At 61.4% G+C, this 22452-nt stretch carries 21 protein-coding genes; 1 reads left to right on the plus strand and 20 read right to left on the minus strand.

Annotated features, from left to right (window positions below; genetic code table 11):
* Window positions 1-86 precede the first annotated feature (86 nt).
* The 20 genes from ACQ5BM_RS14960 to ACQ5BM_RS15055 form a co-directional block, all read right to left on the minus strand.
* Window positions 87-500 carry a hypothetical protein gene (locus ACQ5BM_RS14960; protein WP_429812493.1) on the minus strand — a complete coding sequence of 138 codons (414 nt, stop codon included), beginning with the start codon at window positions 498-500 and terminating at the stop codon, window positions 87-89.
* Window positions 501-503: 3 nt separating this feature from the next.
* Window positions 504-1256 carry a flagellar biosynthetic protein FliR gene (gene fliR, locus ACQ5BM_RS14965; protein ID WP_429812495.1) on the minus strand — a complete coding sequence of 251 codons (753 nt, stop codon included), beginning with the start codon at window positions 1254-1256 and terminating at the stop codon, window positions 504-506.
* The gene (flhA, locus tag ACQ5BM_RS14970) at window positions 1253-3340 is read right to left on the minus strand and encodes a flagellar biosynthesis protein FlhA (protein ID WP_429812497.1); all 2088 of its coding nucleotides are present in this window, start codon (window positions 3338-3340) and stop codon (window positions 1253-1255) included. Before flhA ends, fliR begins: the two co-directional genes overlap by 4 nt.
* Window positions 3341-3473: 133 nt before the next feature.
* The gene (gene fliQ, locus ACQ5BM_RS14975; RefSeq protein WP_043624946.1) at window positions 3474-3740 is read right to left on the minus strand and encodes a flagellar biosynthesis protein FliQ; all 267 of its coding nucleotides are present in this window, start codon (window positions 3738-3740) and stop codon (window positions 3474-3476) included.
* A 7-nt stretch (window positions 3741-3747) separates the two neighbouring features.
* Window positions 3748-4158: a flagellar hook assembly protein FlgD gene (flgD, locus tag ACQ5BM_RS14980; RefSeq protein ID WP_173515619.1), complete on the minus strand. Its 411-nt coding sequence runs from the start codon at window positions 4156-4158 to the stop codon at window positions 3748-3750.
* Window positions 4149-4598, minus strand: coding sequence for a flagellar biosynthesis repressor FlbT (gene flbT, locus ACQ5BM_RS14985; RefSeq protein WP_173515618.1), 450 nt, complete (start codon window positions 4596-4598; stop codon window positions 4149-4151). The genes flgD and flbT overlap by 10 nt, the downstream gene beginning before the upstream one ends.
* Complete coding sequence (flaF, locus tag ACQ5BM_RS14990; RefSeq protein ID WP_034800744.1) at window positions 4595-4942, minus strand: flagellar biosynthesis regulator FlaF; 348 nt, start codon at window positions 4940-4942, stop codon at window positions 4595-4597. Before flaF ends, flbT begins: the two co-directional genes overlap by 4 nt.
* A gap of 34 nt (window positions 4943-4976) precedes the next feature.
* Window positions 4977-6035, minus strand: a complete 1059-nt coding sequence (locus tag ACQ5BM_RS14995) for a flagellar hook-associated family protein (RefSeq protein WP_429812500.1) — start codon at window positions 6033-6035, stop codon at window positions 4977-4979.
* A 2-nt stretch (window positions 6036-6037) separates the two neighbouring features.
* Entirely contained in the window at window positions 6038-7486 is a 1449-nt protein-coding gene (gene flgK / locus ACQ5BM_RS15000) for a flagellar hook-associated protein FlgK (protein WP_429812502.1), read from the minus strand.
* 23 nt (window positions 7487-7509) lie between these two features.
* Complete coding sequence (locus ACQ5BM_RS15005; RefSeq protein ID WP_429812504.1) at window positions 7510-8742, minus strand: flagellar hook protein FlgE; 1233 nt, start codon at window positions 8740-8742, stop codon at window positions 7510-7512.
* Between the two features lie 91 nt (window positions 8743-8833).
* Window positions 8834-9505 carry a transcriptional activator Rem gene (rem, locus tag ACQ5BM_RS15010; RefSeq protein ID WP_173515614.1) on the minus strand — a complete coding sequence of 224 codons (672 nt, stop codon included), beginning with the start codon at window positions 9503-9505 and terminating at the stop codon, window positions 8834-8836.
* A 270-nt stretch (window positions 9506-9775) separates the two neighbouring features.
* A complete protein-coding gene (locus tag ACQ5BM_RS15015) occupies window positions 9776-10327 on the minus strand; it encodes a transglycosylase SLT domain-containing protein (RefSeq protein ID WP_429812891.1) in 552 nt (183 codons plus the stop codon).
* Complete coding sequence (locus ACQ5BM_RS15020) at window positions 10278-11726, minus strand: flagellar hook-length control protein FliK (protein WP_429812506.1); 1449 nt, start codon at window positions 11724-11726, stop codon at window positions 10278-10280. The genes ACQ5BM_RS15015 and ACQ5BM_RS15020 overlap by 50 nt, the downstream gene beginning before the upstream one ends.
* The gene (gene motC / locus ACQ5BM_RS15025; RefSeq protein WP_429812509.1) at window positions 11723-13024 is read right to left on the minus strand and encodes a chemotaxis protein MotC; all 1302 of its coding nucleotides are present in this window, start codon (window positions 13022-13024) and stop codon (window positions 11723-11725) included. Before motC ends, ACQ5BM_RS15020 begins: the two co-directional genes overlap by 4 nt.
* Window positions 13025-13029: 5 nt before the next feature.
* Window positions 13030-14262: a MotB family protein gene (locus ACQ5BM_RS15030; protein WP_429812512.1), complete on the minus strand. Its 1233-nt coding sequence runs from the start codon at window positions 14260-14262 to the stop codon at window positions 13030-13032.
* The gene (locus ACQ5BM_RS15035) at window positions 14259-14912 is read right to left on the minus strand and encodes a hypothetical protein (protein WP_429812515.1); all 654 of its coding nucleotides are present in this window, start codon (window positions 14910-14912) and stop codon (window positions 14259-14261) included. The genes ACQ5BM_RS15030 and ACQ5BM_RS15035 overlap by 4 nt, the downstream gene beginning before the upstream one ends.
* Before the next feature lie 449 nt (window positions 14913-15361).
* Window positions 15362-16324 carry a flagellin gene (locus ACQ5BM_RS15040; protein WP_429812519.1) on the minus strand — a complete coding sequence of 321 codons (963 nt, stop codon included), beginning with the start codon at window positions 16322-16324 and terminating at the stop codon, window positions 15362-15364.
* 357 nt (window positions 16325-16681) lie between these two features.
* The gene (locus ACQ5BM_RS15045; RefSeq protein WP_429812522.1) at window positions 16682-17626 is read right to left on the minus strand and encodes a flagellin; all 945 of its coding nucleotides are present in this window, start codon (window positions 17624-17626) and stop codon (window positions 16682-16684) included.
* A gap of 273 nt (window positions 17627-17899) precedes the next feature.
* On the minus strand, window positions 17900-18844 hold the full coding sequence (locus ACQ5BM_RS15050; RefSeq protein ID WP_429812525.1) for a flagellin: 945 nt from the start codon (window positions 18842-18844) through the stop codon (window positions 17900-17902).
* Window positions 18845-19134: 290 nt separating this feature from the next.
* Window positions 19135-20079 (minus strand): flagellin, encoded by a 945-nt coding sequence (locus ACQ5BM_RS15055; protein WP_429812528.1) that lies wholly within the window; start codon window positions 20077-20079, stop codon window positions 19135-19137.
* A 407-nt stretch (window positions 20080-20486) separates the two neighbouring features.
* Here ACQ5BM_RS15055 and ACQ5BM_RS15060 point away from each other — a divergent pair, with 407 nt between their 5' ends.
* A complete protein-coding gene (locus ACQ5BM_RS15060) occupies window positions 20487-22400 on the plus strand; it encodes a glycosyl transferase (RefSeq protein WP_429812531.1) in 1914 nt (637 codons plus the stop codon).
* The last annotated feature ends 52 nt before the right edge of the window (window positions 22401-22452 follow it).

Genomic DNA, 22452 nt, shown 5'->3' on the forward strand with positions numbered 1-22452 from the left:
TCGAGCCGGCATCGACCAAGGGCGATGCACAAAGGCAATAGTCGGACCGGCATTGCTCCAGCGTCGGAGCATCCCCGGATGGCGTACTATCGCCCGTCAACCTTACCGGAAGCTGGCGCCTGTCCCGTAAGGTGTTGATCGATCAGGTCATAGATGGAGTTGTCGGCCTCTTCGCGCTCCTCGGACTGCCGCGCATCCTTCATGTTTTCCTCGAGCCGGTCGGCCTTTGCCCGCTCCCTCAGCATTCGCGCCTCGTGCGTTTGCTGGATGCCGAGCAACATCTGGTCCTTCTGCACCAGACGTCCGACCTGCGAGGAATAGTGGCCGGAGAACATGCGGTGCATCGGGTGGGCCGAGCCCATGGCGTCGACGACCACGTCGATCGTCTCGGCCAGCACTTCGCGCTGCCGCACCATCTCGACATAGTCGGCCTCGGCCATCTGCTCGAGATGGCGCTGGACGGCGACCAGGCGCTTGAGCTTCTGCGAACGCGTCTTCATTCGCTATCCTCCCTGCATGACCGGCGCGAAACCGTCGCCGAACAGGCGCAGCATCGCGGCGATGCCGAGATAGAGCAGGAACAGGCCACCCATGATCAGATAGGGCTGCGAGATGAAGTAGATCGGGATCTGCGGTGCGAGCTTGTTCACCATGCCGATCGCCACGTTGAAAAGCAGACCGTAGATGACGAAGGGGCTCGCGAGCCTCAGCATGATCATGAAGGTTTGCGCCAGAGAATCCGTGAGCGTGATCAGCACGCCCTGCGGATCGAAGGCAGTACCGATCGGCATGGCGCGATAGGATTGCACGATCGCCTCGATCATCACGTGATGGAAATCGAGCATGAAGAGCACCATCAAGCCGGCGAAACTGATGAGGCTGGTCAACTGGTTCTCGGGCGTGTCTTCGATCACATCCGACGAGGGCGGAGGACTGAAACCCATCAACATGGTGATCGCCGTGCCGGCGAACTGCAACCCGAGCACGTAATAGCGCGCAACGAGACCCATGACGACGCCGACGGCCGTTTCGGCGGCGATCAGGTAGATATAGGTATGTCCGTTGCCGGTCACCTGCGGATAGATGTCCGTCCACATGACCGGCAGGATCGCCATGGACACCGCAACCGCAATGAACAGCCGGACCTGCATCGGAATACGAGCAGAAGAAAACCCGGGCATGATCATGATGCAGCCGCCGATCCGGCAGAAGGCCGCGAACAGCGCCAGCACCGTGCCCTCCGGGTCGGTGATCATGAAATCGAGCCGATGATCTTGATCTCGAGGCCCTTGGCAAGCTCGACATGCGAGAGCACGGGCAAAGTGGCAAAGAGGCGCTCGATGATCATGCGAACATAAGAGCGGGATTCGGGCGAACTTACCAGTACGAAGGGCATGCCGCGATCGAGATGTTCACGGATAACTTTGGTCGCCTGTTCGCTGAACTCTTCCAGATGGCGCGGGTCGATGTCGAACTCGACGACTTCGCCCTTGGCGTCGCGCTTCAGTGCCTGGTGGAAGACCATGTCCCACTTGTTGCCGAGCCTGAGCACGCGCAGGACGCCGTTGTCGGCAAGGTCGCCGCAGAGCTGCTGCGACATGCGCACGCGCACATGTTCGACGATCTGCTCGGTCTTGCGCACATGCGGCGCAAGCTCGGCGACGGCTTCGAGAATCAGGTGCAGGTTGCGGATCGAGACGCGCTCGGCAAGCAGCAGCTTCAACACGGCCTGAAGACCGGAATAGGACATGTGCGAGGTGCAGATCTCGTCGGCGAGCTTGCGGTATTCCGGATCGAGACGCTCGATCAGCACCTTCACGTCCTTGTAGGAGAGCAGGTGCGGCAGGTTGTTGCGAATGACCTCGCTCAAATGCGTGAGCACCACCGAGACATTATCGATCGGGTGGAAGCCCTCGCGTTTCAAGTCTTCGGTGAAGGTTTCGAGGATCGAGACCGCCGGCATGCCGAAGGCGGGCTCGCGAATCTCGTCGCCCGGCACGCTCGGCCGGCGACCGCCGCCGGTCACGACAAGCACTTCGCCGACGCGCACGGTGTTCGAGGCGATCGTCGTGCCGTGGATGCGGATATGGTAGGCTTTGTCCGGAATGCTGATGTCGTCGGAAACCTTGATCTCCGGAATGACGAGGCCGTACTGCCCGGCGAATTTGCGGCGCATCTTGCCGACCCGGAAGGCCAGTTCCTGGTGTGCGCCGAGCAGCCGGGTCGAGACCTGCTTGCCGAGAAGAAGCTCGATCTCGGCGGTTTTCAGCACCGACTTCACGGAGTCCGCCTCGCCTTCCTTGGTCTGCTGCACCTTTGCCGCTTCCTCGGCACGGCGGGCGGCGTTCGCCGCCTCGATCTGGCGCGGCACGAGCCAGCTCAGGAACGCCATGCCGCCGCCGAGCACCGCGAAAGGCAGGAACGGCAGGCCGGGAACGACGGACAGGAGAATGATAAGGCCGGAGGCGACCATCAGCGCGCGTGGATAACCGCCGAGCTGGCCGACGACGGCCTGATCGGTCGAGCCGGCGGTGCCGCCGCGCGAAACAAGCAGGCCCGCGGCGAGCGATACGATCAGGGCTGGGATCTGCGAGACGAGACCGTCACCGACCGACAGCTTGACGAAAACGTCGGCCGCTTCGCCGATCGGCATGCCGTGGCGGAGATAACCGATGATGATGCCGCCGAAGATGTTGATCGCGGTGATGATGAGGCCGGCAATCGCGTCGCCGCGCACGAATTTCGAGGCACCGTCCATCGCGCCGTAGAAGGAGCTTTCCTCTTCCAGCTCGCGGCGGCGGCGCTGCGCTTCCTTCTCGTCGATCAGGCCCGCCGAGAGGTCGGCGTCGATCGACATCTGCTTGCCGGGGATCGCATCGAGGGTGAAGCGCGCGCCGACTTCGGCGATACGTGTCGCGCCCTTGGTGATGACGATGAAGTTCACGGTGATGAGGATCAGGAAGACGATCAGACCGATGACGAAATCACCGGACATGACGAGGCTGGCAAAGCCGGAAATGACGCCGCCGGCGGCGCCGTGCCCTTCATGCCCGTGCGAGAGGATGACTCGGGTCGTGGCGATGTTCAGCGCCAAACGCACCATGGTCGAGATCAGCAGGATCGTCGGGAAGGACGAGAATTCGAGCGGGCGCTGGATCCACAGCGCCACCATCAGGATCAGCACGGAAAAGGCGATCGAAAAGGCGAGGCCCAGGTCGATCAGGAAGGTCGGGATCGGCAGGAAGAGGATCGACAGGATCGCCACGATCCCGAGCGCGAAGCCGACGTCCCGGCCCTTCGGTGCTACCTTCGGGATGATCAGCGCTGCTTGTTGTGCCATGTCTCTTCCGTCTCATCATGAGAACAAGGCAGCATTCACACGCGCTGCCCCACTATAGGAACGGAGATAACGGCCCAAGCTTGCGCGAGGGTTTCACGGACGGGACGTCCGGATCGCCTCGCGCCGTGCGCGGTCAGAAGCCGGACTGGATGCGTGAGAAGATGATGTCGGTGAAGATGGAGATCTGGGCGCCGATGAAGGGCGCGGAGACAGCGACGGTGATCATGACCGCAAGGATCTTCGGGACGAAGGTAAGGGTCATTTCCTGGACCTGGGTCAGCGCCTGAATGAAGGCGATGACCACGCCGACGATCATGGCGGCGAGAACGGCGGGGCCCGAGGCCACGATCACAGTCCAGATCGCGGCCTGTACGATATCGAGGGCATCCGCCTCATTCATGGATGTGTCACTTCACCTTGACGCCCGGGCCGATAATGAGCTCCTTGCCACTATCGAGCACCGCAATGATTCCGTCGGAGTATAGTTTCACTTCCTTAACCACGCCAGTGGTCTTGCCGTCCTCGCTGGTGACGGTGCGGCCGATGACGGCATCCGCTTCGCTGAGCGAGGTGCGCTGCAGAAGACTTTCGAGGTTCTTGTTCGTCTTGATCGTCTGCTCAACCTGCGAGAAGGTCGCAAGCTGGGCGATCTGCTGCGTCGCATCCATCGGCTGCGTCGGATCCTGATTCTTCATCTGGGCGACGAGCAGCTTCAGAAAGCTCTCGTAGTTGAGCGATGCCTTGGCGGCGTCGCCGCCCGAATCCTGGCCGGAAACGATCGGGGTGTAGCTGTTGTTGTTGACGCCGCTTACCGCCATGGTGCGATTTCCTTGCGAATCTGCTCGACCGTCGCCGGCGTGATTTCCTGCGTGTTGAGGATGCGGTCTTCGATCGGATAGAGGCCGCGGATCGCCTTCAGCGCCTCGAAGGCACGGCCGTTGGTGACGAGACCGTCGACACGCTTCAATTCGGCCAGGACCTCTTCGTTCTTGAAGCAGTTGAGCAGCATGACGATCGACTTGCGGAACATGGCGGTCGACTGTTCCGCACCTTCCGGATTGATGAGGATCATCTGCGCGATGAAGTAGAGCTGCTTCAGCGGCGTGGTTGCGTCTTCCGGCTGCAGCACGTGGTTTTCGAGCAGGAAGGTGACATCATTCAGGAATTCGACCGCAACCTTGCGATCTACGCGAAGCACCGCGCCGTTGACAAAGATCCGTTCGCCCGATTTCAGCGAAATACGCAGTGTGCTCTTCATTTCAGTCCATCCCTGATGATGGTGGTAATGTCAATTATGCCCTGGAAGTTGGAGGATTCGCGTTTGCGGATCTTCTCCGTCTCATTGAGTATCCAGATGGCGATCGAAATCAGATTGGCGCGCAGCTCTTCGTTGAGCTGGTTTTCCGGAGCGCGCAGATCCTCGATGAAACGGATCCACAGGCGCCGGGTGAAGTAGATGGCCTCGATGGCCTCTCGCGAATACCCTTTCTGCTGTTTCGCTGCTTCCATGAGCGCGATCGAGCGATCGAGTACCTGCCGTTCTCGATTTTTGGAGTCGGCAACGCCGTCCTCCATGATCTCGGCATAGGAAAACTGGTACATTCAGACATCCTTCATGTTTGTCCGGTTCCCCATACTAGAGGAAATTAAGCAAGCTCATCTGCTGCAGTCGCGACGTTAGTGTATAGGACGTTTCCAACTGCACCTTCAGCGTGTTGATCCGGGTCGATGTCTCGATCGGATCGACGCCCTCGATGTCGGCGACATGCGTGTTGACGAGCTTGAGCTGCGCTTCGATGGAGGTGTTCGCCTTCTTGACGCGCGACTCGGAGATACCGAGCGAACTACGCTCAGCGTTCAGGCCGGCGATGCCCTGCTCTACATAGTCGAGCGCGGCGACGCCGATGGCCGCGCGCACCTCGGGCGTTACGTTCTGGTCCATCAGTTCGGCGGAAATCACGCTTGCCAGCGCGAACATCCGGAAGCCGCGGGTATTGGCGTTGGTCGAGCTTTCGATGACTTCGCTGGCGCTGATCCGGCTCGTCATGTTCTGGTTCGAAGCGTCGGACCAGTTGGCATCCCAGCCCGGTCCGGTAAACATCGGTTCGACCGTGTTCTTGATGAAGTCCTGCATCTGCGTGACGGAGAACTGGTCCATGCCGGTCAGCGGCGGAACCTGTACGGCCATGAAGGTCGAGAGGGCGTTATCGAAAGCTGTCTTGGCGGCCGACGGCGGTGTCGTGCTGTAGTCGGCAACCGGCTTGGCGTCGGTATTGATGCCCGAGAACAGGAACTCGCCGTTGAAGGACGTATTGGCGGCAGCGGTAAAGGTCTGCAGCGCGCCCATGATCTCGGTCTTCTGGATCTTCAACTGGCTGGCAGCATCGTTGCCCTTGTAGGTGACAAGCGTGTCGCGCACCTTTTCCGCGGCCTTCGCCATCGTATCGAGCGCACCCTGCGAACCGGAGAGACGCTGGGTCACCACCGAGTTCGTGGTCTTCATCGAGTTCAGCCGGTCCAATTCGCGCTGCAGGTTGAGCGAGCGCGACGCCGTCGCCCCAAGCGCCAGGCCAACGTCATAATGGCGTCCGGTGGTCTGCTCCTGGGTGAGTTTAAGCAGCTCCGACTGATTCTGCTGGATCGTCAGGCGCATAGCGCTCTGGATCGCCAGATTAGAAACGTAGGACGTCTTCATGATTACCTCACGGCTTCCATAAGGGCTGCCATCATGGCATCCACTGTGCTGACCAGCTTGGCCGATGCTTTGTATGACTGTTCGAGATCGAGCAGCAGCGACAGCTCTTCGTCGATGCTCACACCCGTCTGCTTGCTGAGTGCTTCCTGGGTGCGGGCCAGCATTGCCTGCTTGTTGTCGTCCGCAGTCGAAGCCGTCTTGCGCGTCTGTTCGAGCCAACCGACCGAACCGGTCGCAAAGTTCAAAAGGCTGCTGTTGCTGTCGAGGCCCGTCGACGGGTCGAACGACATGTTCTCGCCCATCTTGTTGATGAAGCCGTCAAGCAGATCGGTATAGCCGGGGCTCGGGTTTGCGGCGCCCCCCGGGTTCGAGACCACACCGTTGAAGCCACCGTCACGCAGCAGCAGCGGGTTCGCCTTGGCCATGGCGTTGACGGTGATCCTCGATGCAAGTCCGGGGACGACGGAGCCCGCGGCCGGAATGCCGGCGCTTCCCCAGGTGAACAGGCCGGGCTGATAGGCTATCGCCGGCGGATTGCCTTCCTTGAAGAGCTCGACCAGGCCGCGCGCGATTTCGTCCAGCTGCGACTGGAACTTCGGCGCGATGTCGTCGCGCAACTGCACCAAACTTGCGAGCTTGCCCTTGGCAGTGGTGTCCGCACCTGTCCCGGCCGCGATCGGCACGCCATCGACAAAGATCTTGTTGCCGGTGACGGTCGCGTCAAAGGTGGTGGTCGGGGCGAAGGTAACCTGACGCGGAATGTTCTCGAAAAGCACCGTGCCGTCGGTGGTAAAGATCACCGTGTCGTTGTTGCCGCGCGTCACGGTGGAGATACCGATGATCTCCGAAACCTGCTTCAGGATCTTGTCGCGCTGGTCGAGCGCGTCGCTGGCGTCACCGCCTTGGGCCGTCGCCGACTTGACGGCGTTGTTGGCCTTCTCGAAATCCGCCAGCAAGCTGTTCAGCTTGTCGACTTCAATCGCGATCTCCTTGTCGGCATCCTTGCGCAAATCCTGCACCGTGGTGGAGGTCTTGTTGAGCGAGTCGGCGAGATCCTGCGCATCGGAGACCGCCGTGGCGGCGATCGTCTTGTTCCCCGGCGTCGCGGCAAGGGTCTGCAGGCTGTTGCGGAAGTCGGAGAGCAGCTTGGAAGGCGCCGTCTCATAGTCGTTGCCGCCGAGCGCCGACTTCAGCAGTTCCAGCCCATCGCGAAGCCGGGCCTGCCCCGAGGCTTCGCCAATGCTGGCGATGCTCTGCTTGAGCAGCGCCTCGTTCTGGGCCCGGTAAATGGATACGACCTGCGCCCCGTTCGGCGTGCTGCCCAAGAGCGCGAGCCGGCGCGAGTAATCCGCATTGCCCGCATTCGCGATGTTCTTCGACACGATCGCGGTCTGCTGCGCCGTGTTGCTGAAGGCCTGCTGTGCGATGGATATTGCGGAGGACAGCGACATGACGCGGACCGTATCTCTTTCAATTACCGTTTCAGGTTGACCAGCACGTCAAGCAGGTCCGAGGCGGTCTGGAATACCTTGGAGTTTGCCGTGTAGTTGCGCTGCGCCTCGATCATCGAGGTCAGTTCGTTGGCGATGTCGACGTTGGAGTTTTCGAGCGCCTTGGACTGGATGCTGCCGAAGGCGCCAGAGCCGGCAAAACCGGTGACGATGACGCCGGAATCGGTGCCCTGCGAGTAGACGTTGCCCGACTCCGGCAAGAGTTTGTCCGGGCTCTGAACGGTCGCCAGCGCGATGCGGAACTTCGGAATGAGGTTGCCGTCGCCGTACTTGACGTAGACGATGCCGTCCTTGTCGATCTCGAAGCCCGACATCTTGCTCGGCTTGCTGCCGTCGATGCCGCCGCCGCTGCTGGTGAAGTCGCCGCCGAGCTGGGTTGTCTTCGTCGTGTCGATCGTCAGGGCATTCAGGTCGGCGCCCGTGCCAGGAAGACCCGTGATAGCGGTCGTCGTCAGCGTCGCAGGCGTTGCCGAAATGCGCTTGCCGGCCGCATCGAAGGTCATGGTCTGCGTGCCGAGCACACCGGCCGCCGGAGGGCCTGCCGAATATGTGTCGCGGTCACGGACTTCGAGCGACCAGGCGTTCACACCGGTCTTCTTGTAGACGAAGTCGAGGATGCGGGTGTTACCCTGACTGTCATAGACGACGAGCGACGTTTTCGATTCATCGCCGACTGCAGCCCCCGACGGAAGGTTTGCTTCCATCGCGCCTTTGGTCGACCCGGAGGCGACGAGGCCTTCGTCCTTGAGCTTGACTTCGGTCAAGCCGTCGAAGCCGTTGACGACGACCGTCGGGTCGGCGCCGGCCTTGTATTCGTAACCCATCAGCTTGTAGCCGGCGGTGTTGACGAGGTTGCCGTCCTTGTCCGGCACGAAGGAGCCGGCACGCGTCAGGAAATTCTGGCCGCCATTGCCCTGGACGATGAAGAAGCCGCCGCCATTGATGGCGAGGTCACTTGCCGAAGTCGTGTAGCTCGTGCCGCCCTGCTGCGAGATGCTGTAGCGCACCTGCGTCTCGACGCCGCCGGAATTGTAGTTGCCGCCGCCCGAAGGCAGGATCATCGACGAAAACTCGGTGGAGGCGCGCTTGTAGCCCGTCGTGTTCGCATTCGCGATGTTTTCGGCAACGGTGCCCAGGCGGTTGGACTGGGCGTTCATACCGGACACGCCCGTTCTCATGCTGCCATAGAGACTCATATCGGATCCTCATTTCCTCGTTGCGGCGACACTAGGAAGCGGGCCTTGCGTGAACCTGTCTTGGCTCGGCGCCCGCTCTCCCGCGCGGCGCTCAATTCCAGTCGATGCAGTAGCCAAGGAAACGCTTGGAATCGATCGGGTCGAAACCGAGCTTCTTGCGCAGTTTCTTGCGCAGCTTGCTGATGTGGCTCTCGACGACATTCTCTTCCACGTCCTCGTCGAAGATCCCGTAGATCGCGTTGAAGATCTGCGACTTGGATACGCGGCGGCCGCGGTTTGCGACCAAATATTCGAGAATGCGCCGTTCGCGGCGGGGCAAAGCGAAGACTTCGCCGTTGATCTCCGGATCACGGCCGTCGGCAAAGACACGGATCGGACCGATGTCGGTGTAGTTGGTGATTGCTTTCAGGCGTCGGCGGATCGCAGCGACGCGAGCAAGAATTTCGCGGGGATGAACCGGCTTGCGCACGACGTCATCGACGCCGCAATCGAAGAGCGCAAGCGTGTTTTCGAGCGAGGGTGTGTCGCTGACGGCGATGACCGGAGCCATGGAGCGATCGCGGATGGCGCGAGGCAAGGTGAAGGTGGCGTCGCCCTGACCGATCAGGAAGGCCTCGACAGCATCGATATCCGAATCAGCCGCCGCATTTACCCACTCGCCAAACTCCCTCGGGTCGAAGCCCGTCGAGGGAATTCCTTCACGCCCGAAGAGCGACGTATAGCCGTCCTTAACGAGCTCTCTTTCATCAACCACTACGATCATTCGTCCGCCTCCGAATCAGTATGGCACCGCACTGAACGAGAGGTACGAATCGAGGGATTCATGAACAACTAGAGGAAGTTACTGGGTGGAATTAATAATTGATTAACCATGTTTCGCCGATTTGATCTATATCTAGTGGCACCCCGTTAACGTCGGCACTAGAATAATGTGGAAAAGTTAACGGGCCACGACAAATCCTCTTGCCGTCACATTGTCCGCGCATTGTCGCCACAATGCGGCATCGGCATCAAAAATACAAGCAAAGGTTGCTTACTGGCAGAACTGCGTGGCGTTCGGCGTCCACTTTCCGTAGCCCGTCGCGACGAGATTCGCGATCACCCGACAGACGTATTTCTTCTGCGCCGGATCATTGTTCGGACCCGCATGATAGCGGGCAACAGCCATGGTCCAAGTCTCATGCTTGGCGTGCAGGTTGGCCAGGAAGCGCGCGGCATATTCGACATTCTTGTGCGGGTCAAGCATCTCCTGCGGCGAGCTGAAATGCTCGCCATGGAAGTAGTAGTTGATCTGCATGCAGCCAAGATCGATGAGCTTGGCGCCCTGCGCACGGGCATTGCCGAACTGCATGAGAACGTCCTGTTCGCTGGTGCCGAAATAGGCCTTGCCTTCGATGTTCATCGCATAGGGCTGCAGGGAGCCTTTGCGGCCGGTTTCGGTCAACCCGACGGAGTAGAGTATTCCGGCAGGGATGCCGTACTTCGCCGCCGCGCTGACGATCTCGCGTTCACAGATGCCGGCGTCGGCGAAGGCACTACATGTAGACGTGACCAGTACGAGAGCGCTCAGTGCCGGCAGCCGCATCGTCCGTCTCGCCATTGCCAACCCACCTTTCCGCCATCGAAGCCTGGCCGTCTTCCTGTCGCTGCTGGCGCCCCTGGCCGTTCCCGTCGGCCCGCTCGCGTCCCTGCTGCCCGGGTTGGGCCTGAGCCTGGGCCTGCGAGCCGCCGCCCGAGGATGTGTCGCCGCCCGAATTGAACACGATATTGACCTGGTCGACCGAAAAGCCCTGCGCGCGCAGGGCCTTCACCATCTCGCTCTGATCATCGCGCAACTGCCTGAACGCTTCGCCGGTCTCGACCTTCAGCTCGACCTGCAATTCGTCGTCCTTGAGCCTCAGCGTGGCGGTGACGAGACCGAGTTCGATCGGATGGAGCTGGATCTTCAGCGTGTTCAGGGTCTTGCCTGCCTGGGTCCATGCGCCCGGCTGGCTGAGTGCCGCGCTCGGCTGCAAGGCGCTGGCGCCGGCTTCGCCTGCGATCGCATCCGCCACGGCGCTCGTGTTCGGGTTCATCGAGATGCCCAGATAGCGCCGAGCCTCGAGCACGGTGACGTTCTCAACCTTGGCAGCCTGCGAACGGGTGCCGTCGAACGCCGCCTCTCCATCCTTCGAAAGGCTCATGGTCACGGCCTGTCCCTTGCCGTCGGCCCTGGCGAAACGGAAGAGCCGATCCGGCTCACCCTCGCCTGCCGCAGCTTCGGGTGTCGCGCCGTGCTCGCCGGTTCCGACGACATGCATGCCGGCGCCTTCGCCGGGTCCGCCCGCTGCCTGATGGCCGGTCCTGGTCGTTTCGCCAAGCGCCTGCCCGGGTGCCTGGCCGCCGCCGAGCAGCGTCAACAGGTCATCCATATCCGTCTTCGATGCCGACGTGGTTTCCCCGGCCTCGCCATTGGCGGCATCCGCGTCGACCCCAGCCGTCGCCTCGCCGTTTGCCTGGGCCTTTGCCAGCCGTTCCGCAAGGGACGCGATACGCTCTGCGAGCTCGTCCGGGACGGTCGCGTTGTTCATGCCAGTCGGGTCAGCATTCGCCTTGGCCGGATTGGCCCTGCCCGCCGCGCGCCTTGCGCTGACGTCAGGTTCAGTCGTTGGAAAACGACCATGGGGCGTATGTTCGCCAAGTGCCTGCTCGTCGCGGCCGATTGCAATGCTGCGCGTGGCTGCGCCGTGCCGGCCGGCGGTCTTGGCAATGTTGTCCTTGTCGATCAAGCCCCCGGCCTCCGTGTCATCGCCGGCAGCGGTGTCGCCGAAGCCGTTGCCCGCCCCGGCCTGATCATTCGCCTTCTGCCGTCCAGCGTTCGCCACGGCATCCTCGAAGGCTCCGCCCAAGGCGCCACCCGCCTGCTCCTTGCCGCCGGCACGCCCATTGCCTTTGCCGGCAGGGGCCGGGGGCAGACCGCGCAGGCTATCGTCCAGAGCCCTCATTTCCCTTCTCCCTTCAGAAGGGCATCGATCTCTTCGATCTTTGACCTCCCCTTCGCCACGAACCCGTCGTGTTCGGGATCGCCGGCCGCACCGGCACCGATTTCCGCTGCGCCTTCGGCTGCCGCCACCGGGATCGGCGCATTGCCGAAGGGGCTTAGGCCGCTGCCGGTCTCCTCACCCGTTTCCGCGCGATCGGCTTCGATCGGTCTATCGGGTTTAGACGCAAACGCTTGCGTGAGGCTTTCAGCATCCGGTGGCCGGACCACCGCATCTGCAATCGCCCTTGCAGCATCACGCAGGGCGCGGTCGCGTGGCGAAAGCTCCGCGTCCGGTATTGCCGCTATGCTCGCCGTTGCGGCAAACACATCATTCGAAGGAACGGACGCCAGTCCGGCATAAAGACCGGCAAGCACTTTCGGTTGCGCTGCCCCGTCCGCCCCGAGCGCTTCGGCCCGTTCGGAAGCCAGCTTCGCCAGCGCCTGCTTGCCGGCGATCGCCGCGCGCCGGGCGACACGCAGATAGACCTCGCGCTGGCGCGGCGCGTCCATGAAGTCGAGGATCTCGGAAATCCGTCCCTGAGCCTCGCCGTCGAAATGCGCGACGGCAAGCTCGACGAAGACGTCGGCGAACTGGCTGGCGTAGGGAGACGTCAGGTAGCGGCGCGCATAGGTCAGCGCGTAGTGGAAGCCCTTGTCCGGCGCGTTGGCCTGCACAGCAAGGAACACGGAGCGCCGCAAGGCCGCCTCCTCGATGATCGTACCCGGAGCCGTCAGGCGCGCCCAATCGTAATATTTCATCGCCGCAATTGGATCCTGCTGCGACGTCGCATTGCCGAGGATGAGATAGAGATACGGACCGATGCGGGCGGTTCGGTATTCGGGAGCGGCCTTCGACAGGTTCTCGACGATCAGCCCGCCTTTACCGTTCAGATATTGCCGCAGCGCATCGGTGACGCGGGAATCGAAATTGCCGGCCACGTCATGATCCGAAAGGTATTTCAGCGTCTCGGGATTGCCGCCGCTCATCGCATAGACAAGAGCCGCATCGACGTTGCGCGGATCACGAAATACCGACGGGTCGGCGGCGCGTAGCCGCTTGTCGATCGCACCGAGCATGAAACGCTGCATCTCGATCGCGGAGTGATCGCCGAGCACCACGGAATCCTGCACATATTGCAGCGACCGGATCATCTTGAAGGGCGCGAGTTCCTCGATATCGTTCGCGCTTGCGGTCCCGGTTGCAAACGCGGTCGCCAGCACGCAGCAGGTCATCAGGATCGATCGCAGGCGTCTCAGCATGGTGTTTAACCCGGAGCCGATTGCAGCAGGATCTCAATGCGCCGGTTGCCCGGGGCATAGGGGTCGCCAGGGATCTGCAGCCGCCTGTCGGCAAAGCCGCTGATCTGGCTGACGCGGTCTTCCTTCAGGCCGCCGCGAACGAGCATGTAATAGGCACTTTGGGCGCGCGCGGCGGAGAGCCGCCAGTTGTCGTAGGTGCCGTCCTTGAACGGGCGACCGTCGGTGTGGCCGCGGATCGCGATGGCACCCGGGCGCTCGGCGAGCAGATGGCCGATCTTTTCCATCGCCAACACCAGTTCCTTCTGCGGCACGGCCGAACCGATGGCGAACATCTGCGCATCCGTGCGCTCGCTGATCGTAACCATGAGGCCGCCCTCGGCCGGGGTCACGATCAGGCCTTCCGCCAGTTGCCCGGCCTCGCCGGCAAGCTCCTTCTTGAGCTCGGCCTGGAGTTCTTCGGCCTGCTTCTCAGCGTTCGCCTCGGCCGTCTCGGTCTTCGGCTTGTCGCCGGCATCGCTCTCGGCCGTTGTGCCGGTGCCGTCGGCCTTCGCCTGCTCAGCCTGTTTTTCACTCTCGGTCTTGTCGACCGCCGGCGCGCCACCCGCCTGCATCGCCTTCGCAGCGGCGAGCTCGACGTCGCTCTTGGTCGTATTGCCCGCGTCCGACACCTCGACCTGCTTGGTCCAGAAGTCCGGATCGAACGGATCGCGATAGGCTTCGCCGCCATCGGCCCCGGTTGCCGGCCCGGATTGCGCCGCGCCACCCTCGCCCTTGACGCTGATATTGGCCTGCTGGCCGACCTCGCGGGCGATTTCAGAGAGCACCGAATAGGGGTTCTCGAAGAAGTCGGCGTCGGAATACTTGGTCTCTTCGCCCGAGGTCGCCGTCAACTGGTCACCGGTCTTGGCCGATCCGCCGGACTTTTCCTGCTCGCCATCGACCTTGGAGCGCTGCTGTGTCTCCTCGCCCTGCGCGTCCTTCGCCGGATCCTTCAGGCCGCGCTCGGCGGGCTTCTGGTCGGTCAACTGCACCGGATTGAAATAGGAGGCGATCGCCGCCTTCGTTTCCTCATTGGCCGCGTTGATCAGCCACATGACGAGGAAGAAGGCCATCATTGCCGTCATGAAGTCTGCATAGGCAATCTTCCACGAGCCGCCGTGATGCCCGTCATGGCCGCCGTTGTGGCGCTTGACGATGATGATCTCATGCTTGCCGTTGTGATGGTTTTCGTCGCTCATGCGAGAACTTTCCGGACAGTATCGGCCCAGGCGGCCATGCGCGTCACCAGGATCGTACCGTCCATTTCGACAGCGAGATCGATGTCGTCGGTTTCGACGTGGCGGAACAACGGCATGTCCTCCCCGAGCTGGCGCTTCAGCGCCTCGAAGAGTGGGGTCGGGCCCTTGACGACGATGGTGCAACCTTCGCCGGCCACCAGGCCCTGCTTCATCATCTGCGCCATGTCGGCGACGGCGCGCTCAAGGAGGGCATCCTCCATGACCGGCGCCAAAACCCGAGCGGTCTGATCTCCGAGCGCCGTGACCAGACCGTCGGCCATGTCGGCAAAACGTTCGGCGAGGCGACTGGCCGTTTCCGCTTCGAGGCGCTGGGTCAACGCCGCGAGTTCCGCCGCATGGGCCGCCTGCAGGTCGGCGATCTGGCGCTCGTGTTCGAAGACAAGTTCGGCCGTCGCCTCGGCGCGGCCTTCTGCGAAGGCCCGTCGGCGCTCCGCGTCAATGTCGATCTCTGGCATGGCTGACCTCGCGCCGGGCCGATCGCCTTCGGCATAGTCGCTATCCAGGTCGGTGAAATACTTCGGAGGCATCAGCGACAACTCGACCTTCGGCGCGCTGAAATCCTTGAGATAGCGGGAGAGCATCGCACTCATGACCGATCACTCGCGGCAGCACAGCGATGCGGCAATACCCGTCTGATCGCGAGGCGGCACCTACTGGCGCGGACTTCCATTGCTGCTGGCACTGCTGACATGTCTCCCTCGGGTCCGGCCGCGGATACGGAGAACCCAACATTCTTGACGTACATCGGCGCGTTCCGGACACGTGTGGTCCCCGGAGCGATCCCATGCAGGCGGCGGCGCAAGATTCATTTTGGCCGGCAGTCATCCGACAGGACTGCGAGGGAAGGCTATTCGGTCAAACTTGTGCGAAAATGAATGTGTTGGACCGCGCCAGGGCAATCAGCGCGGTCCAACCGTTTCCACCGGGTGCCGTGACCGACGACGTGGCAGAACTCAATTTATGCCGCCTCCCGTCCTGGAAAGCGGAAGCGTCTTGGCGGATCGCGTGGCCGCAGCCGGCCACTCTCCGCCGATACGCCTTACTGCTGGAACAGGCGCAGGATGTTCTCGGAATTCGTGTTGGCGATCGACAGCGCCTGGATGCCGAGCTGCTGCTGCGTCTGCAGGGCCTTTAACCGCGTCGATTCCTCGTTCATGTCCGCGTCGACCAGTCGACCGACGCCCTTGTCGATCGTATCCATGAGGTTGGCGATGAAGCTTTCCTGCATGTCGATGCGCTTGGTGATGGCGCCGAGCGTGGAGCCTGCATCCGTCAACTGGCCGAGGACGTGGTCGACGACGCGGATCATGTCGTCCATCTCGGCATCGGTTGTCGACGACGTCAGCTTGATTTCATCCGACGTTGCCGTGGTCGAACCAATCAGATGGAAGATTCTTGCGCCCGTTGCTCCGGCCGGGGAGGTCAGCAGGGCAGCATCATAGCTTCTGGTCAGGAGGCCACGGCTGGCATTGGCCGTGTCGATCAGCATGGATTGTGCGGTGTCGAAGTCGAGGGTCGTGACGGACACATTGCCGTTCGCATCGCGGTTGAACGACGCAACAATCGACTTGGTACCGACGGAGGCGGCATTGGCGTTGTAGAGCCAGTTCTCGCTTGAGAAGGATGCGGACTGAGCGGCAGCCATGAGCTGGTTCTTGAGCTCGGTGATTTCCTTGTCGATCTTGAGCTTGTCAACGCCGGGCTCGCGCGCGGCAACCAGCTTGCGCTTGATCTCGCTGACGACGTCGATCGACGAATTCATCGCCGCATAGGCCGTGTCGATCTTGGCTGCACCGAGGCCGAGGGCGTCTTCGACGGTCGACAGCGCGGCATTGTCGGACCGCATGGTGGTGGCGATCGACCAGTAGGCGGCATTGTCCGCGGCGGTCTGCACGCGGTAGCCGGAGGAAATCCGGTCCTGGACCTCGGCCATGTCAGTGTTGATGGAACGCAAGGTCTGAAGCGCCGCCATGGCGGCGGTATTGGTCATGATGCTGGTCATTGGTCACCTGCCCGGAATGAATTTCTGAAGACATTCCGGAGTGCAGAACCGGCAGCGATGGGACTGGCATCATGCGAATCGCCCCTGTTTTGCCCTGGAGGCGACCCTTCGCTCTTAACCAATGTGTAACGATCGCATGGTTAACAAATAGTTAACGCCGTTAGTGACTCAGTAACGAAGGTGAACAAAAATAAGGAAATATGGATGAAGCGTTAAGGCGGATCGCACCATCCGCAAGCGCCTATGGAAGGCGGGAACGCGAACGAAAAAAGCCGCACAGCCCCGATGGGTGTGCGGCCTTTTTGCGCTGTGTGCGAGGAGACGGGCGAAAGTCGCCCGACTTTCCCGGGTGTTCGCTTAGCGGAACAGCGACAGGATGTTCTGCGAGTTGGTGTTGGCGATCGTGAGCGCCTGGATGCCGAGCTGCTGCTGCGTCTGCAGGGCCTTCAGGCGGGTCGATTCTTCGTTCATGTCGGCGTCGACGAGGCGGCCAACGCCCTTCTCGATCGAGTCCGAGAGGTCGCGAACGAAGTTCTGCTGCAGTTCGACGCGGCTGTTGAGCGCACCGAGGTCGGCGGCGGCGTCGGTCATCTGCAAGAGCGTTGCATCAACGCCCGAGATGGCCTCGGCCAGAGCGCCGGTCGTCATGTTGGTGATGTCCATGGTCAGGACGCTGTAGGCGGCCGTGACGGTCGCGCCGTTCGATGCCAGCTTGTATTCCATGTTGCTGGACAGCAAGCCCGTGCCGGTCGTGACGTAGGCGTTGGAGGCGTTGACTTCGATCAGCGAGCTCTTGTTCGTATCGAACTGGAGCGTCGTCAGGCTGACATTGCCCTGGGCGTCGCGGTTGAACGAGCCGACGATCGACTTGGTGGCTGCCGTGTTGTTGGCGTCGTTGTAGACCCAGTTTTCGCCGGAGAACGAAGCCGACTTGGCAATGCTCACGAGCTGGTTCTGCAGCTCCTTGATTTCCTTCTGGATCTTGCCCTTGTCGACGCCCGGCTCGCTGGCGGCAACCAGCTTCTTCTTGATCTCGTCGACGACGTCCTTGGAGTTTTCCATGGCCGTATAGGCAACGTCGGTCTTGGCAGCGCCGAGGCCGAGGGCGTCCTGGACCGTGCCGAGAGCCTTGTTGTCCGAACGCATGGTGGTTGCGATCGACCAGTAAGCGGCGTTGTCGGCAGCGCTACCGACGCGCAGGCCCGACGAAATGCGGTCCTGGGTGGTTTCCATCTGCGAGTTGATCGAACGCAGAGTCTGAAGCGCGCCCATTGCGGCGGTGTTCGTCATGATGCTGGTCATTGGCTGAGTGCCCCTTGTTGGCTGATTTGAAATGGAAAGGGACATTCCGGGATTACCGGGAAGCGGTGGTCAGCCTCATGCCTGTTAACGTTCATTAACCCGCCGCTTCGTTGGCCACAGAAAACACCATCGTGGTTAACAAAAACTGAAGCGGAGCCGATATTTCGATAGGAGCTGCTGAATTCGAGCAAAAAGAAACCGCGCCTCTTGCGAAGCGCGGTTTCGATTTTCTGCGGTCGGGCGCGGGCCGGAACCCGCGTCGCCTGGGCCGGATTAACGGAACAACGACAGGATGTTCTGCGAGTTCGAGTTGGCGATCGTGAGCGCCTGGATGCCGAGCTGCTGCTGCGTCTGCAGAGCCTTCAGGCGGGTCGACTCTTCGTTCATGTCGGCGTCGACGAGCTTGCCGATGCCCTTCTCGATCGAGTCCGAAAGGTCCTGAACGAAGTTCTTCTGCAGTTCGACGCGGCTGTTGAGCGCACCGAGGTCGGCGGCAGCGTCGGTCATCTGCAAGAGCGTTGCGTCAACGCCCGAGATAGCTTCGGCCAGAGCGCCGGTCGTCATGTTGGTGATGTCCATGGTCAGAACGCTGTAGGCGGCCGTGACGGTCGCGCCGTTCGATGCCAGCTTGTATTCCATGTTGCTGGACAGCAGACCCGTGCCGGTCGTGACGTAGGCGTTGGAGGCGTTGACTTCGATCAGCGAGCTCTTGTTCGTATCGAACTGGAGCGTCGTCAGGCTGACATTGCCCTGGGCGTCGCGGTTGAACGAGCCGACGATCGACTTGACAGCAGCCGTGTTGTTGGCGTCGTTATAGACCCAGTTTTCGCCGGAGAATGAAGCCGACTTGGCAATGCTCACGAGCTGGTTCTGCAGCTCCTTGATTTCCTTCTGGATCTTGCTCTTGTCGACGCCCGGCTCGCTCGCGGCAACCAGCTTCTTCTTGATTTCGTCGACAACGTCCTTGGAGTTTTCCATGGCCGTGTAGGCAACGTCGGTCTTGGCGGCACCGAGGCCGAGGGCGTCCTGGACCGTGCCGAGAGCCTTGTTGTCCGAACGCATGGTGGTTGCGATCGACCAGTAAGCGGCGTTGTCGGCAGCGCTACCGACGCGCAGGCCCGACGAAATGCGGTCCTGGGTGGTTTCCATCTGCGAGTTGATCGAACGCAGAGTGGAGAGAGCCGCCATTGCGGCGGTGTTCGTCATGATGCTGGTCATTGGCTGAGTGCCCCTTGTTGGCAATACTCGTGAAAAAGGGACATTCCGGGAGCTACCGGGAAGCAGCGGTCAGCTTCATGCCTGTTAACCGGTTAATGTTGTTGGTTAACCCGCTCCTTCGATGAACACAGCAAACACCATCGTGGTTAACGCCGACCTAAGAGCCAGCGATTATTTTCACAACGCCCCAGCATCCGGTAGAGGACGACAAAAAACCGCGCCTCTTGCGAAGCGCGGTTTCGATTTTCTGCGGTCGGGCGCGGGCCGGAACCCGCGTCGCCTGGGCCGGATTAACGGAACAACGACAGGATGTTCTGCGAGTTCGAGTTGGCGATCGAAAGCGCCTGGATGCCGAGCTGCTGCTGCGTCTGCAGAGCCTTCAGACGGGTCGACTCTTCGTTCATATCGGCGTCGACGAGCTTGCCGATGCCCTTCTCGATCGAGTCCGAGAGGTCCTGAACGAAGTTCTTCTGCAGTTCGACACGGCTGTTGAGCGCACCGAGGTCGGAAGCGGCATCGGTCATCTGCAAGAGCGTTGCGTCAACGCCCGAGATGGCCTCGGCCAGAGCGCCGGTCGTCATGTTGGTGATGTCCATGGTCAGGACGCTGTAAGACGCGGTGGCGGTCGCGCCGTTGGTTGCCAGCTTGTATTCCATGTTGCTGGACAGCAGACCCGTGCCGGTCGTGACGTAGGAGCCGGAAGCGTTGACTTCGATCAGCGAGCTCTTGTTCGTGTCGAACTGGAGCTGCGTCAGGCTGACGTTGCCCTGGTTGTCGCGGTTGAACGAGCCGACGATCGACTTGACAGCAGCCGTGTTGTTGGCGTCGTTGTAGACCCAGTTTTCGCCGGAGAACGAAGCCGACTTGGCAATGCTCACGAGCTGGTTCTGCAGCTCCTTGATTTCCTTCTGGATCTTGCTCTTGTCGACGCCCGGCTCGCTCGCGGCAACCAGCTTCTTCTTGATCTCGTCGACAACGTCCTTGGAGTTTTCCATGGCCGTGTAAGCAACGTCGGTCTTGGCAGCGCCGAGGCCGAGGGCGTCCTGAACGGTCGAGAGAGCCTTGTTGTCCGAACGCATGGTGGTTGCGATCGACCAGTAAGCGGCGTTGTCCGCAGCGCTACCGACGCGCAGGCCCGACGAAATACGGTCCTGGGTGGTTTCCATCTGCGAGTTGATCGAACGCAGGGTAGCAAGAGCGCCCATTGCGGCGGAATTGGTCATGATGCTCGTCATTAGAGTGTCCCTTTATTACTTAAGACGATTGGGGGACATACCGGACTGTTTACACTACCGGTGATGGCGGATCGGCTTCATGCCTCTCGGTTCCAACGACTGTCTCGGAAGAAACCAAACCCGTCATGTGAGGCCGAATATCGAGCCCAATGCTTGCGAATTCCTTAAATGCCCGAGCCGTGTCGACGAGAGATAGTTTATACTTAACAACGCTTTAAGTCGGGCTTCCCGAGCTGAGGCCAGGACCTGTTCGATGGCTCTCCTCGAGACAGAAACGACGGCTTCACATGGGCCGGCGGCCTCATGCCTGAGGCAAGGTTTCGCCTCTACGATGCCCGCAAGACCTGTTTTGCGACATCCGGGGTGTCTCGCCCCGAGCCGGCCATGCACATTCGACGGAGCTCTTAGTGAACGCCCAAGCCATCTTCTCGACCGCTTCCCGGCAATACCAGAAAGGCCAGTACACGGACGCCCTCGACCAGCTCAACATCCTGATGAACATCAATCGGGATACGAAGACCTATGTGCTGCTCGCCAAGGTGCTCCTGAAACTCGGCTTCAAGCCCGAAGCGGCGCGGGCCTACCAGCTCGCCGGAGAGGCCGGCGGTTCGCGGTCGCAGGACTATCTGACCGAGGCGATGAAGCTCTATTTCGTCAACGGCCACGAGGACGAAGCGCTGGCCATCGGCCTTCCGCTGCTGGAGAAAGCCAAGACGGATCCGGAGATCGCATTCATCATCGCTTCGATCTTCCTCAAGCGTGACCAGAAGGAGATACTCGGCCTGTTCAAGGCGCCGCTGTCGACCAGCAGCAACCGTCATCATCAGGCGCTGGCCTTCAAGCTCCTGACCGCCGACGTCGGCGACCTGCAGGACCGCGAGGCAGTCGCTAATCTCTTCAAGGCGCATCCCAAGAACACGACGCTGCGTTCCGCCTATCTCGTCTATGCCCGCGAGGCCAATGACTACGCGGAAATCGAGAAGCATGATCGCGATATCCAGCGGGCGCTCAAGCTTGGCCAGTTCGATATCCTCGCTGCGGAAGCGCCCTACTATCACGTCACCTGGTGCGGCGACGAAAAGCTCAATTACATCGCCGGAGCCATGCAGCGCGCCCTTCCGGAGGAACTGGCGAAGGCGCGCCGGAGCCAGCCGCACAGCTGGGGCGAGCGCATCCGCATCGGTTATGTCTCATCCGACTTCTGGCACGACCACGCGACCATGAAGCTCCTCGCGGCCGTGCTGATGGCCCATGATCGCTCGCGTTTCGATATCACTCTCTTCTGCCACACGTCGCCCGACAACGTCGCGCGCGACAACGGGTCCCGCGAAAAGTGGGGCAAGATCGTTTCCATCAACGAGCTTGGCGACGACCAGGCGGCGGAGGTCATCCGCGCCGAGAACATCGACATTCTCGTCGACCTGAAGGGGCACACGCTCGAAAGCCGGGTGAACATCTTCAACCGGCAAACGGCTCCCGTCCAGGTGAGTTGGCTCGGCTTTCCCGGGACAACGGTCAACGTCGACCTCGACTATATCATCGGCGATCCGCACGTGCTGCCGGACGGCAGCGAACCGCACTACTACGAGAAATACTGCAGGCTTCCTGACACCTACCAGCCGAACGATCCGATCAATCGCCCGCTTCCGCAGCCGATGTCGCGTCGCCAGCTCGGCCTTCCCGAAGACGCCTTCGTCTTCGCCTCGTTCAACGCCAACCGTAAGATCTCATTGCAGACGATCAACCTTTGGATTGAGATCCTTCGACAGACCCCGGACAGCGTGCTGTGGCTGATGTGCAGCCGCCCGGACGCGCGCGCGAACATCATCGCAAAGTTCAAGAGCGCCGGCATCGACCCCAAGCGCATCATCGTCTGCCCCAAAGTCGTCTACCAGGACCACATCAGCCGCATCCCTGTCGCTGACATCGGCCTCGATACCTATCCCTACAATGGCCACACGACGACCTCAGAGCAGCTCTGGGCCGGCCTTCCGGTCTTGACCTTCAAGGGTACAAACTTCGCCTCGCGCGTGAGCGAGAGCCTGCTCAACGCCATCGGCGCGCCGGAACTCGTCGCCGCGGGACCGGAAGACTATGTTCGCGAGGCCGTCGCGCTCTACAACGACCGCGGCAAGATCGCCGACTACCGCAAGACACTCGAGGAAAACCGGTTCCGCATGCCGCTGTTCGATGCCGAACGCTTCTGCCGCCACCTGGAACAGGGCTACGAAATGATGGCTGACCGGGCAAGGAAAGGTCTGGCGCCCGATCATATCGACGTTCCGGCCCTGCCGGCGCGGACTGGCCCCTTCGAGCGCTAAGCAGTCCGCCACGCAATCTGGACGAGGAAAGGCAGTGCCAAGGCGCTGCCTT

Origin of the sequence: Ensifer sp. B1-9 (genome assembly GCF_050474445.1) — a bacterium.
Taxonomy (GTDB): Bacteria; Pseudomonadota; Alphaproteobacteria; order Rhizobiales; family Rhizobiaceae; genus Ensifer.